This is a genomic window from Lysobacter sp. ISL-50 (genome assembly GCF_018612875.1).
GTDB lineage: Bacteria > Pseudomonadota > Gammaproteobacteria > Xanthomonadales > Xanthomonadaceae > Lysobacter.
Genome location: NZ_JAGGRI010000008.1, coordinates 39,979 through 52,448 on the forward strand (window position 1 = coordinate 39,979; position 12,470 = coordinate 52,448).

10 protein-coding genes, 4 tRNA genes and 1 pseudogene are annotated in these 12,470 nt (G+C 65.9%); 2 read left to right on the forward strand and 13 right to left on the reverse strand.

Translation table 11 applies throughout. The annotated features are described in order from the left end of the window. Positions 1-524: 524 nt before the first annotated feature. Positions 525-992 (forward strand): hypothetical protein, encoded by a 468-nt coding sequence (locus J7J50_RS05940; protein ID WP_215060339.1) that lies wholly within the window; start codon positions 525-527, stop codon positions 990-992. A 41-nt stretch (positions 993-1,033) separates the two neighbouring features. Here J7J50_RS05940 and J7J50_RS05945 read toward each other — a convergent pair whose 3' ends face one another. Beyond that, complete coding sequence (locus J7J50_RS05945; RefSeq protein WP_215060341.1) at positions 1,034-2,059, reverse strand: P63C domain-containing protein; 1,026 nt, start codon at positions 2,057-2,059, stop codon at positions 1,034-1,036. A 536-nt stretch (positions 2,060-2,595) separates the two neighbouring features. Between J7J50_RS05945 and J7J50_RS05950 the strand changes: the two genes are divergently transcribed. After that, positions 2,596-2,772: a DUF3606 domain-containing protein gene (locus J7J50_RS05950; protein WP_215060347.1), complete on the forward strand. Its 177-nt coding sequence runs from the start codon at positions 2,596-2,598 to the stop codon at positions 2,770-2,772. A 270-nt stretch (positions 2,773-3,042) separates the two neighbouring features. Here the strand turns inward: J7J50_RS05950 and J7J50_RS05955 are convergent. From J7J50_RS05955 to J7J50_RS06010, 12 genes and pseudogenes are all read right to left on the reverse strand, one after another. Then, a tRNA-Leu gene (locus J7J50_RS05955) sits at positions 3,043-3,129 on the reverse strand. A 177-nt stretch (positions 3,130-3,306) separates the two neighbouring features. Next, positions 3,307-3,382: transfer RNA gene (locus tag J7J50_RS05960), tRNA-Gly, on the reverse strand. 52 nt (positions 3,383-3,434) lie between these two features. Next, positions 3,435-3,508: transfer RNA gene (locus tag J7J50_RS05965), tRNA-Cys, on the reverse strand. A gap of 135 nt (positions 3,509-3,643) precedes the next feature. Then, positions 3,644-3,719 (reverse strand) — tRNA-Gly (locus J7J50_RS05970). A gap of 171 nt (positions 3,720-3,890) precedes the next feature. Further along, positions 3,891-4,466, reverse strand: a complete 576-nt coding sequence (gene pgsA, locus J7J50_RS05975; RefSeq protein ID WP_215060349.1) for a CDP-diacylglycerol--glycerol-3-phosphate 3-phosphatidyltransferase — start codon at positions 4,464-4,466, stop codon at positions 3,891-3,893. Between the two features lie 164 nt (positions 4,467-4,630). Beyond that, positions 4,631-6,523, reverse strand: a pseudogene (uvrC, locus tag J7J50_RS05980) (excinuclease ABC subunit UvrC); the annotation flags it as partial. A 547-nt stretch (positions 6,524-7,070) separates the two neighbouring features. After that, entirely contained in the window at positions 7,071-7,553 is a 483-nt protein-coding gene (locus J7J50_RS05985) for a low molecular weight protein-tyrosine-phosphatase (protein WP_215060353.1), read from the reverse strand. 3 nt (positions 7,554-7,556) lie between these two features. Then, positions 7,557-8,360, reverse strand: a complete 804-nt coding sequence (gene kdsB / locus J7J50_RS05990) for a 3-deoxy-manno-octulosonate cytidylyltransferase (protein WP_215060355.1) — start codon at positions 8,358-8,360, stop codon at positions 7,557-7,559. 103 nt (positions 8,361-8,463) lie between these two features. After that, complete coding sequence (gene lpxK / locus J7J50_RS05995; protein ID WP_215060357.1) at positions 8,464-9,501, reverse strand: tetraacyldisaccharide 4'-kinase; 1,038 nt, start codon at positions 9,499-9,501, stop codon at positions 8,464-8,466. An 85-nt stretch (positions 9,502-9,586) separates the two neighbouring features. Next, entirely contained in the window at positions 9,587-11,341 is a 1,755-nt protein-coding gene (gene msbA / locus J7J50_RS06000; RefSeq protein WP_215060359.1) for a lipid A export permease/ATP-binding protein MsbA, read from the reverse strand. Then, entirely contained in the window at positions 11,338-11,790 is a 453-nt protein-coding gene (locus tag J7J50_RS06005; protein WP_057943340.1) for a biopolymer transporter ExbD, read from the reverse strand. The genes msbA and J7J50_RS06005 overlap by 4 nt, the downstream gene beginning before the upstream one ends. Before the next feature lie 9 nt (positions 11,791-11,799). Continuing rightward, the gene (locus J7J50_RS06010; RefSeq protein WP_057943341.1) at positions 11,800-12,468 is read right to left on the reverse strand and encodes a MotA/TolQ/ExbB proton channel family protein; all 669 of its coding nucleotides are present in this window, start codon (positions 12,466-12,468) and stop codon (positions 11,800-11,802) included. Positions 12,469-12,470 lie beyond the last annotated feature (2 nt).

Consider the following 12,470-nt stretch of genomic DNA (forward strand, 5'->3'; position numbering starts at 1 on the left):
GCGAGCGGAGTTGAGTGAGACGCAGGCAATCGATATCGCGTCTAGGCGATGCGTCACGTGGGGATATGCGGGCACAGAAGCTTTTGGCGGTACTACTAGGCAATGCAACCAGTTCGGCGGCCTGGGCGGAGCGTGCGCCCAATGGATGGTGACGAAAGAATTCCAGTGCACAGGGACAGGTGGCGCCACTGGCTCTATGTCAGCCAGCCCTTTAGCGCCGGCAACTCAGGTTGAATCAATGTCTATTCTGCCCAAGGCTTCGCCGGCTCCCGAAGCACCTTCAAAAACGTCAGGTGGAGCATATGAGGCTGCTCTGCGCTACGCAGCAGAACGCGGCTGTAGCGCTGATGGCGTCTCGCTCGTAAGTGGCAACGTATATAGAGCGAGTTGTCCTTCTACTGGGCGCTCGCTCATCATTCAGTGCCAAGGCCAGACCTGCAAAGAGGTCAATTGACCTTCGGACGCCAACCGCTTTGTTGGCTCGGTGCGGGGATGGAAGATGTCCAACCAAGTAGGTGGCTTCAATGCGCACTTTAGCCTTGGCAATCTTGATTTGCTCCGCCAGCGCCGCGAATGCGGTCGAGCCTTCCACTGACACTGATTTTGATGCAGAGGATGCCGCAAGCACGTTCATCCGATGCGCCTCACTCTATAGCTGGCTCTCGCAGTCTTTGGAACTTGCTGGCAAGCCAAACGCCATCGAGCATATACGTGGGCTACAACGAGGAGCGAAGACCGCAGCGAGCTGGTTTTTAAGCGTAGACCACAATGAGAAACACCCAAAGGATCTCCGCAACATCGGTTCTTGGGACAGCTATCTCGACCCGCAAATCGAGACCTCTGTTACTCGCCTTCGCGCGCTCAGAGAGGTAGGCGATCAAAAAGCGCTAGATGACGAGTCAAAGATCTGCGTTGCCATGATCGATGTGCAGGCCGATGTGGTTAACACCATTCGTAGGGAAGTATCTGACAAGAACGCCAAGCAGCCGTAGATCCTCGCTCAGCTGAAAGCCCCACATCGCGGGGCTTTTGCTTAGTCGATTCGTCGGAGTTCCAGCTCCAAATTCTCACCTCGTTTTGGAAACGCGCGATTTACCAGCGTCTTGAGTCCATCCCAACTTTCTGATGCACGCATTAACCCAATCACTGCATGAAGGTGCTGCGCTAGAGCTGGATGGCCGATATCGTCGCTCAGCCACTGATGGTGTTTGGACAAGCGCCGTCCTTTGTCAGTAACAGGGTTTTTACGTTCCAGTTCTTCCAAAACACCTGGGGCAAGTCGCGCATAAACAAGATCTCGCGTATACGCGGCCACAACACCTGGTCTCTTAATCGTGTTCCATTTCCACCCTCGAAGCCGAAATATCTGCCGGTAAAAATCGTCCGGAAAACGCTTTGCCCAAGCTGCGAGTTCCTTCCTAAAGAACTTGTCAAGAATCGCCTGCAGCGCTTGTCGGTCACGAACTTCTTGATATCCCGTCGCCTCATCGACCAAAGCGACAATGCCAACTTCAGCTAAGCCTCGCATGAGCATCTCGGCCCGCTGGGCAACGACTAGCTGAGGGCGGCTAAGTACTCCAGCCTCCCGAGCGCGGAGCCAGACGTTGCACACCTTAGGGAGGGCTGATGCAACAAGGCCGTGGCCGACGCCACCACCTTTCAACTGCTGGTAGCGCACAGGAGATGTCAGCGCCAGCATTAACTCATTGTCTATGAAAGGTTTTAGGGTTGCAGATGAGGCAAAAAATGGCAATTTATCGCCAGCACTTGCAGCCCCCTCTTCCCCCTTCGGGGTGTAAACACCGCCTCGACTTCTGCCAAGTGAGCGGCCCACGCTCCGCTCCGATAGCACTCTGGTCCCGTCAGGCATCACCGCGCAGTCAATGATTAAGTCGCCGATATGAAGCGTGCCCTGGTGGGTGGGCTTCGGAATCGCCCAACGGGCTTGTGCCGCCTTGCTTGCGATCTTGGAGCGCTCATCCCGTGACAAGGAATCACGCCGTGCGATGCCTCCACGCGACTGAAAATCATCCGGCTTATCACCAATTTCATCAGACATGCTTGCTATCCTCAGGTGGCCATGCTTGCTCTCCGCAGAGCAAGCATACATCACCTTTAGAGCAAGCATGGAATTGTCACCTACCCGACTTGGCGTGGTTTCGTTCAGAGCTCTCGGGTGCCGTGGCACGAGCCTTCTAGAGCTGGCGATGTGACCCCTTCGGGCCGCCCACCGCGCGATAGGGGGGCGGGACGGCACGGCCGCGACAATCAGACTGGTCTGAATCAGACGCGGGGCGGCGGCTGATCGGCGATGCCCTCGGCATCGTCGGCGGTGAAGGCCCGGGGCGTTGCCCCCCCGCGGGGCCGCCGATAGCGCGCCTCCTAGGCAGCGCCAGGGCCACCCATATCTCGCTTGCGTAGTGATTGGCTATCGCCTTGTCCATGCACGCGGGAAGGTTGCCACCACCCCCCACCTGCTTGTGCCGTGCCCGCTTTCCGGGCAAATCCACGTTGCTCCTTTGGCAACGCATTGGCGCTGCTGTCCCGACGCCTGCGGCCGGCTTGGGGGCTACCCTCGGCCGCTAGGGCAAGTGAATGTCTGACGATCTAACCAAGCGCCAACCACAGGACAAATCCAAGATCAGCCTCACCGAAGACTGGGAGGTCCGTTATTGGACCAAAGCTTTCGGCGTTACTGAGGCCCAGCTTCGGGCGGCCGTGAAAGCGGTAGGACACGGATCAGCCACTGTTAAGAAGCACTTGGGCCAATAGGCTGCCTTGTGGGCTGGGCGCCCCTAAGCGCCTAGCCCCTTCCGAAGCGAAGGCCCGAATCGCGGTCAGTGGACCCTGTCAATGACAGCAGGATGCCCGCCCATACAGGGATCCTCCAAAGCAACAACGCGCTCAACCACGCTAGCCAGAACCACCGGCTGCAAGCGGTCGAGAACGAACTGCCCCGAACTCATGGCAACAAAAAAGCCCCATTTACAGGGGCTTTGTGGGTCATCGTCGGACTGTTACGAACTCTGGCGAACTGGACCGTGGTGCCCGGAGCCGGACTTGAACCGGCACGGCCGCGAGGCCGGCGGATTTTAAGTCCGCTGCGTCTACCGATTTCGCCATCCGGGCACGGTGCGGTGACCGGGCTAGTTTAGCTTATCCGGCAAACCCCCGACGCGTGGCGATGGGCGTTCGGATACCCAGGCGACACGAAGCCACCCAATCGCGGACAACAAAAAAGGGGCCAAGGGCCCCTTCTTCACAGCGTCGGATTTCGGTGAAGCGTTCGAACTTGCGACGCCAAGATGGAGCGGGAAACGAGACTCGAACTCGCGACATCTACCTTGGCAAGGTAGTGCTCTACCAACTGAGCTATTCCCGCTGAAACCTGGTTGAAGAAACGACCGGCCCCGAGGCGGATCGTCTGTTCGAATTGGAGGCCGAGGTCGGAATTGAACCGGCGTACGCGGATTTGCAGTCCGCTGCATAACCACTCTGCCACCCGGCCGGTGACGCGACACATACTGCCTGCAGCCACGAATCCTTGCAATCATCGACTGCGCACATTCGCTTATAAAAAAACAAAACCCCGCGAGGGGGTTTAGTTTCTAAGACGATCTCGTTACCGAAATTATCTTGAATCTGGAGCGGGAAACGAGACTCGAACTCGCGACATCTACCTTGGCAAGGTAGTGCTCTACCAACTGAGCTATTCCCGCGGAGGAAGCGATATTTTAGGCATCGAAAGAAAACTGTCAACCGTTTTCTTCACGCCCCGGCGCCTCGCGGCGCCGTGACCGAACCGCCTGCGCGGCCCGCCGCATAAGGCGGGCTGCGATGCGTCCCTCCCCGGCCAAGGTTCGGTTCGCGCCCGACGGTTCCGTTTCCGGTCAGGTCGAAGGCTTGTTCGTGTCCGCGTTCATTATAGGCCATGCGGCGCGCAAATAGGCCAGTCCGGACCACAACGTCAGCAACGCGGCGGCCGCCAGCATCCACTCGCCGATCCGGAACACCGGCAGGCCCAGCAGGTTTTCCTGATACAGCAGGCACACCAGCGCGACCATCTGCACGATGGTCTTGATCTTGCCGATCGCGGCGACCTTCACCGCCGCGCGCTGGCCCAGTTCGGCCATCCATTCGCGCAGCGCCGACACCGCGATCTCCCGGCCGACGATGACCGCGGCCCACAAGGTCATCCACACGGTCGGGTGCTTTTGCACGATCAGCAGCAGCGCGACGGCGACCATCAGCTTGTCGGCGACCGGGTCGAGGAAGGCGCCGAAGGCCGAGTACTGGTCGAAGCGGCGGGCGATCCAGCCGTCCAGCCAGTCGGTGATCGAGGCGAAGGCGAAGATGAACGCGGCCGCGAAGTTGGTCCAGGGGAAATCCAGGAAAAACACCACCACCAGCACCGGGATCAGCACGATCCGCGCCAGGGTCAGCATGGTGGGTATGGTCAACTTCATCCTTCGCTCCGCTTGCTGTCCGGCGCCGGGTCGGCGGCCTGAGCTTCTTCACTGCCGGCATCCGGGCCGCCGGCCTTCGCACTGCGCGTTTTCCTGCGTCCCGCGGCCGCGGCCTTGGGGGTGGTGTCCGAACCGGCGGCCGCCGGGGCTTCGGCCGGCGCGTCCAGCCCGTGCAGGGCGGCGTAGATGCGCTCGGCCAAGGCTTCGTTGACGCCCTCGACCCGGGAGATTTCCTCGGTCCCGGCGGCCTTGAGACCGCCAAGACCGCCGAAATGCTTCAACAGATTAGCGCGTCGGCGCGGGCCGATGCCCGGAATGTCTTCCAGCCTACTGCTGTTGCGTGTCTTCTGACGACGGCCGCGATGGCCGGTGATGGCGAAACGGTGCGCCTCGTCGCGAACCTGCTGAACCAGTTGCAGCGCCGGCGACTCGGCGCCGGGGCGGACGGTGCGGCCGTCGGGCAGCAGCAGCTCCTCGTCGCCGGGGCGCCGCGCCGGCCCCTTGGCCACGCCGACCAGGATCAGGTTCTCGACCCCGAGCTCTTCCAGCGCCGCGCGCGCCTGCGCGACCTGCCCGGCGCCGCCGTCGATCAGCAGGATGTCGGGCATCACGCCGTCTGACCGGCCCTCGCGCTCCGCGCTCGGGCGTTCGTCGACGCGCGAACCAGTGGTTCGCAAACGCGCCGCCTCACCCTCCACCGCGCGGCGGAAGCGCCGGGCGATGGCCTGGTTCATCGCGGCGTAGTCGTCGCCTTCGGTGATGCCGGTGATGTTGTAGCGGCGGTACTGACCGCGCACTGGCCCCTGCGCATCGAACACCACGCACGAAGCGACCGTGGCCTCGCCCATGGTGTGGCTGATGTCGAAGCATTCGATGCGTTGCGGCAGCGACGGCATGCGCAGCAGATCGCGCAGCGCCTCGGCGCGGGCGAGCTGGGCGGCGTGGCTGGTCAGCTCGGTGCCGAGCGAGAGTTCGGCGTTGCGCCGTGCCATATCGACGTAGCCGGCGCGTTCGCCGCGCACGTTGGCCTTGATCTGCACGCGGCGTTCGCCGGTCGCGGAGAAGGCCTGTTCGAACAGTTCGCGATCGGGCAGATCGCGGTCGAGCACGATCTCGCGCGGCGGGGGTTGTTCGCCGTAGTACTGCGAGATGAAGGCGGTCAGCACTTCCTCGGGATTGTCGCTGCCGCGGGTCTGCGGGAAGAACGCGCGGGTGCCCAGGTTGCGGCCGTCGCGGAACGCCAGCAGCAGCACGCAGGCCGCCGCGCCCTGCATCGCGATGGCGAGCACGTCCAGATCGGCGGCGCGGCCGTCCACGTACTGGCGCGCCTGCAGGCTGCGGATGCCGGCGATCAGGTCGCGGATGCGCGCGGCGTCCTCGAAATCCAGACGCACGCTGGCCGCTTCCATGTCGCGGCCCAGTTCGTCGGTGAGTTCGTCGCTGCGGCCTTCCAGGAACAGGCCGGAGCGGCGCACGCTCTCGGCGTAGTCGCGCGCCGGCACCAGGCCCACGCACGGCGCGCTGCAGCGGCCGATCTGGTGCTGCAGGCACGGCCGCGAGCGGTTACGGAACACGCTGTCCTCGCAACTGCGCAGGCGGAACAGCTTGTGCATCAGGTTGAGCGTGTCGCGCACCGCGCCGACGCTGGCATACGGGCCGAAGTAGCGCCCGGCCACCGCGCGCGGGCCGCGGTGCATGGCGATGCGCGGCCAGGCCTCGCTGGTCATCAGCACGTAGGGATAACTTTTGTCGTCGCGCAGCAGCACGTTGTAGCGCGGCTTGAGCGACTTGATCAGCTGGTTTTCCAGGATCAGCGCTTCGGCCTCGGTGCGAGTGACCGTGACCTCCATGCGCGCGGTCTGCGACAGCATCGACATGATGCGCGCGGACTTGGGCGTGGCGTTGAAATAACTGGAAACGCGATTGCGCAGCGCGCTGGCCTTGCCGACGTAGAGCACGCCATCGTCGGCGCCGATCATGCGGTAGACGCCGGGCGCGGTGCTGAGCTGCTTGACGAAGGCCTTGCCGTCGAACGGCGCGGGCTGGGCGGCCGTCATGCGCGCACGGCTCCCGCGCACGCGCGAGCGGCGGCGGAATCAAGCGGGCGGGCTGGCGAGAGAGCGGGCGTCGCGGTCACGGATATCGGTCGGCTGAGCGGCAGGGCCCGGAGGCCGGCGTAATGAGTGGATATGGCTTGAATTGGGCTGATTATGCGTTAGCGCAAGGGCTGCCGGGCTGGATCCGAGGCTGGGCGTGGGTTGCGTGGGGCCGCGGCTTGGTTGGGGCGGACTGGCTTTGATGTCGCGGGGCCGGAACGAAGCGCGGGGAAGGTGTCGTGGCTGCGGCGTCAACTGGGCCTTAGCGCCCTTTCAAAGCCTCTTGAAAACGGGCTCGTTATTGCCGCGGAAAAGCGGGCGGCGCTTGTTTCTGCGGAGGCGAACTTCTGGGACTTTCGTGCCAGGACGCTTGAAGTCACTGGATGTTCGGCTCCGCCGAAGTAAAGCGGAGCCCGCGTTCGCGGGAATGACGAGCAAAAAGCAGAGGCTCGAAACCCATAGCAGGCGCTGGACAGACGCTGAGCGGCCTTCCGGATCGCGCCCCGACCTAGCCGCCGCGCAACCCCAGCTCTTCGCGCAAACGCGCGATCGCGCCGTCGGCGGCGTGGTCCAGCAACTGGAACACATGCTCGAACTGCGCCGGCCCGCCGGTGTAGGGATCGGGCACTTCGCCGTCGGTGACCGTGCCGCACCAGTCCAGCAGCAAGGCGCTGCGCGCGTGGGCGCCCTTCGGCGCGCGGGCGCGGACATCGCGCAGGTTGGCGCGGTCGGCGCACAGCAGCCAGTCGAAATCGCGATAGTCCGCGGCCGCGAGTTGACGCGCGCGCAGGCCGGAGATGTCGATGCCGTGCTCGGCGGCGTTGGCGATCGCGCGCCGGTCCGGCGGATCGCCGACGTGCCAGTCGCCGGTGCCGGCCGAATCCAGCTCGACCCGGCCGGCGATCGACGACGCCTCGATGCGCGCGCGCAGCACGCCTTCGGCGACCGGCGAGCGGCAGATGTTGCCCAGGCAGACTACGAGCAGGCGCATGCCTCAGCCGCCCTCGCCGCCCGTGCCGGCGCCGGCCGAGCCCGCTTCGCTGGCCAGATGCGCCGCGGCCCTGTCCAGATCCTCCGGCGTGTCCACGCCGGGCGGGAACGGCTCGGGCGTGATGCCCACGGCGATGCGGTAACCGGCTTCCAGCGCGCGCAATTGCTCAAGCGACTCGATCTGCTCCAGGCGTCCGGGCCGCATCTTGGCGAACTTGCGCAGGAATCCGGCGCGGTAGCCGTAGATGCCGATGTGCCGCAGCCATTCGCCGCCGCCGGGCATGCGTTCGCGATCCTTGGCGAAGGCGTCGCGCGGCCACGGAATCGGCGCGCGGCTGAAGTACAGCGCGTCGCCGTTGCCGGCGCGCACCAGCTTGACCGCGTTGGGATCGAACAACACTTCGACTTCGGTGACCGGCGCGGCCAGCGTGGACATGTCCGCGCCGCTGTCGCGCAAGGTCTGCGCGGTGGCGAGGATGCCCGCGGCCGGCGCGAAGGGTTCGTCGCCCTGCAGGTTGACCACGACGGTGTCGTCGCGCCAGCCGGCGATGTCGGCGCATTCGGCCAGGCGGTCGGTGCCGGAGGCGTGGTCGGGCGAGGTCATCGCCACTTGCACGCCGCTGTCCTTGAGCGCCTGCGCGATGCGTTCGTCGTCGGCCGCGACCCACACTTCGCTCGCGCCCGCCGCCAATGCGCGGCGCGCGACGTGCAGCACCAGCGGCTCGCCGGCGAGCGGACGCAGCGGCTTGCCGGGCAGCCGCGAAGCGGCGTAGCGGGCGGGAATGGCGACGACGAAATCCTGGCTCATGATGGGCTCCGAACGGTACGGCGGGTGCGGCGGTGATCACTATGATGGCGCGCGGCTGCCGATGCGGCCGTCGCGGATTCGCCATCGCCACGGCGCGAGCGGCTCAGCGTCGCGGCAGCGTCTGTAATTTATCCAACAACGACACCCAGAACGCCTCCGGCAATTCGGCGCGCACCGGCACGCTGTAGTACGCCTCCGAGGCGAACGCGCCCTCGCCCGTCAGCGGAATCTTCACCGCGTCCTTCTCCGTCATCAGCACCGGCAGTTTGCTGCCGAAAGCGAAGTCGGACTCGACATAGCGGTGATGATCGGGAAACGCGTGCGGCACGACCGCGATGCCGAAGCCGCGCAGCATGGAGAAATAGCGTTCGGGATCGCCGATGCCGGCGACCGCGTGCACGCGCTGGCCGGCGAAGGCCTCCAGCTTGAGCGGACGCGTGCCCAGCAGCGACTGCGCCTGATCGGCGATCAGGCGCATCGGCCATTCGCCGAAACCGGCGTTGGCGGTCGGATCGCTGGTCGCGGCCTGGGCCAGATTGACCACGCGGAAATCGCACTGCGCGCCGCGCTCGGGCGGTTCGCGCAAAGGCCCGGCCGGCAGCAGCTGGCCGTTGCCGTAGCGGCGGCGGCCGTCGACGACTTCGATCTCGATGTCGCGCGCCAGGCGGTAATGCTGCAGGCCGTCGTCGCAGATCACGATGTCGCAACCGGCGTCGGCCAAGGCCTTGGCCGCGGCGGCGCGGTCGCGATCGGCGCGCAGCCTGGCGCCGGTGCGGCGCGCGATCAGCACCGGTTCGTCGCCGCCCAGGCGCGGATCGGTGTCGCGCTCGACCCACAACGGCGTGGCGATGTCGTCGCGGCCGTAACCGCGGCTGGCGACGCCGGGGTTCCAGCCTTCCTGTTTGAGCCGCTGCACCAGGGCGATGGTCAGCGGGGTCTTGCCGGCGCCGCCGGCGGTGATGTTGCCGACCACCAGCACCGGCACGCCCGGATGCAGGCGGCGCTTGTAGCCCTTGCGGTACAGCGCGCGGCGAAAACCGGTGACCGCGCCGTACAGGCCCGACAGCAGGCGCGCGTGCGCGGGCACGGCGGTGTCGTCGTACCAATAGGCGGGAACGCCGCCGCGACGGTCGGCGCTCATCGGTCGCCGCCGGCGTTGGGCGAAATTCGCGGCGGGTCGATTCGCGCGGGCATCGCGGCCTGGTTCGCGGCCTTCATCGCGTCGTTCATTCGGCGTCGCGGAACTGCATGCGGTGCAGATGCGCATACAGCCCGCCGTGGGCGAGCAGTTCGGCATGCGAGCCGCGCTCGACGATGCGGCCCTGATCCAGCACCAGCACCTGATCGGCGTGTTCGATGGTCGACAGCCGGTGCGCGATGACCAGCGTCGTGCGATCGGGCATCAGCCGCTCCAGCGCGTCCTGCACCAGCCGCTCGGACTCGGTGTCGAGCGCGGCGGTGGCTTCGTCGAGAATCAGGATCGGCGCGTCCTTGAGCATCGCGCGCGCGATCGCCAGGCGCTGGCGCTGGCCGCCGGAGAGCTTGCCGCCCTTGGCGCCGATGGAGGTCTGCGCGCCTTCGGGCATGCGCTCGATGAACTCGGCCGCGTTGGCGCCGCGCATCGCGCGATCCAGCGCGGCTTCGTCGTGGTCCTGCATCTCGCCGTAGGCGACGTTGGCCGCGACGGTGCCGTCGAACAGCATCACCTGCTGGCCGACCAGGGCGATCTGGCGGCGCAGGTCCGAGAGCTTGTAGTCGCTGAGCGGATGGCCGTCGAGCAGGATCTGCCCGGACTCGGGATCGTAGAAGCGCGGAATCAGCTTGATCAGCGTGGATTTGCCGCTGCCGGAGCGGCCGACGATGGCCGTCACCGTGCCCGGCCGGGCGACGAAGCTGATGTCCGACAACGCCGGCGCGCTCTGGCCCGGATAGCGCGCGGTGACTGCGCGGAATTCGATCAACCCCTGGCTGCGCGCGAGCTCGCGCGTGCCGCTGTCGGGCTCTTCCGGCGCATCGAGCACTTCGAACAGGCGCTCGGCCGAGGCCACGCCGCGCTGGAGCATGTTCTGCACGTTGGTGAGCTGGCGCAGGTTCGGGATGATCGCCATCATCGACACCATCAGCACCACGAACCCGCCCGCGTCCAGGCGTCCGGCGAAGGCTTCGTAACCGGCGACGAACAGCAGCAGCGCCAGGCCGACCGAGCCCATCAACTGCACCATCGCCGAGGCGATGCTGCGGGTGGATTCGACCTTGAGGCTGAGCTTGAGGTAGTTGTCGGCGATCGCGCCGTAGCGCTCCAGCTCGGATTTCTGCGCGCCGTAGACCTTCACTTCCTGCTGGTTGGACAGCGCCTGATCGGCCGCCAGCAGCAGTTGCGCCCCGCTTTCCTGGATGCGATGGCTGATGCGGCGATAACGCCGGCCGACCTTGTCCATCACCCAGGCCAGCGGCGGCGCCATGATCAGCACCGCGAAGGTGACCTGCCAGCTGGTCCAGATCATCACCGCGAGCAAGGCGATCGCCTGCGTGGATTGCTGCACCATGACCTTGAGCGCATCGACCGAGGCCTGCGCGACCTGATCGCTGTCCGAGCCCAGGCGCACCAGCATCGAGGTCACAGGCTCGGTGTCGAAGCGCGCGCCGGGCAGGCGCAGATACTTGCCGAGCACCTGCACGCGCAGATCGCGGGCGACGCCGCGGCCGGACTTGGCCATGTAGTAGTCGGTCAGATAGCCGGCGATGCCGCGCAACACGAACAAGCCCACGATCGCCAGCGGCAGCCACACCGCCACCTTGGTGTTCTTGACGATGAAGGTCTGGTTGATGACCGGTTCCATCAACTTGGTGAAACCGGCGCCGGCCGCGGCTTCGAACAGCATGCCGACCACCGCCAGCCACAGCAGTCCGCGGTACGGCAGGGCGAATCTGAGCAACCGGCGGTAGGTCTGCCAGGGCGAAGCGGTCGCGCTCGCCGTCACCGCGCGGCCTCCGCGGGCTTGGCCGCGCCGGCGTTCTGCGGCGGCGCGGTCGCGCTCATGATCCGGCGGAAACCCAACTGACCGAGCGCGTCGTACACAGTGACCACGGCCTGGTACGGCGTGCGCGCGTCGGCGCGCAGCATCACCGCGCGGTCGCGGTCGGAACCGGCGACTTCGGCGATGGTGGTCTTGAGCGATTCAAGATCGTCGCGCAGCACTTCCCGGTCGCCGACGAAGTAACGGCCTTCGGCGTTGACCAGCACGATCAGCGCCTTGCTGGCATCGCCCGAAGGCTCGCCGGTGGCGCGCGGCAGTTCCAGCTTGAGCACCGAGCGCGCGTCGAAGGTCGCGGTGACGACGAAGAAGATGATCAGCACCAGGATCACGTCGATCAGCGGGACCAGGTTGATCTCGGGTTCGTCGTCGGCGCGATGGTCGCGAATACGCATGCGGCGACCTCAGCCGGCCTGGCCGCCGGCCAGACGCACCGGCGCGCGCGCCGCTTCGGTCTGGCGCGATTCGGCGGTGCCCGGGGTCAGCACGTCGATCAGGGCGATGGCTTCGTGCTCCATCGCCACGATGTATTCCGCGACGCGGCCGCGGAACCAGCGGTGGGCGATCAGCGCCGGGATCGCCACGATCATGCCGGTGGCGGTGCACACCAGCGCCTTGCCGATGCCGCCGGCCAGCTGGTTGACGTCGCCGATGCCGTGATCGTTGATGACCATGAACATCTGGATCATGCCGACCACGGTGCCAAACAGGCCCAGCAGCGGACCCGCGGCGGAAATGGTGCCGAGCGTGTTCAGGTAGCGCTCCATGCGGTGGACCAGATGCCGGCCCACGTCCTCGATGCGTTCGCGGATTTCCTCGCGCGGGCGCAGGCGCACGTCCAGCGCCGCCGCCAGCAGCGCGCCCAGCGGCGCGGTCGCGCGCAGGGATTCGATATGCGCCGGGTCGAGCTTGCCGCTGGCCGCCCAGGCGCGCACTTCCTGGCCCAGCTGAGGCGGCAGGACGGCACGCCGGCGCAGAGTCCACAGCCGCTCGATGATGATCGCAAGCGCTACCGCCGACAGGATCAACAACGGAATCATCGGCCAACCGCCGGCCTTCACCAGTTCCAGCACTC

Coding starts and splice junctions, on each gene's coding strand:
- J7J50_RS05940 (WP_215060339.1), top strand. CDS start 525: ATGCGCACTTTAGCCTTGGCAATCTTGATTTGCTCCGCCAGCGCCGCG.
- J7J50_RS05945 (WP_215060341.1), bottom strand. CDS start 2,059: ATGTCTGATGAAATTGGTGATAAGCCGGATGATTTTCAGTCGCGTGGA.
- J7J50_RS05950 (WP_215060347.1), top strand. CDS start 2,596: ATGTCTGACGATCTAACCAAGCGCCAACCACAGGACAAATCCAAGATC.
- pgsA (WP_215060349.1), bottom strand. CDS start 4,466: ATGAAGTTGACCATACCCACCATGCTGACCCTGGCGCGGATCGTGCTG.
- J7J50_RS05985 (WP_215060353.1), bottom strand. CDS start 7,553: ATGCGCCTGCTCGTAGTCTGCCTGGGCAACATCTGCCGCTCGCCGGTC.
- kdsB (WP_215060355.1), bottom strand. CDS start 8,360: ATGAGCCAGGATTTCGTCGTCGCCATTCCCGCCCGCTACGCCGCTTCG.
- lpxK (WP_215060357.1), bottom strand. CDS start 9,501: ATGAGCGCCGACCGTCGCGGCGGCGTTCCCGCCTATTGGTACGACGAC.
- J7J50_RS06005 (WP_057943340.1), bottom strand. CDS start 11,790: ATGCGTATTCGCGACCATCGCGCCGACGACGAACCCGAGATCAACCTG.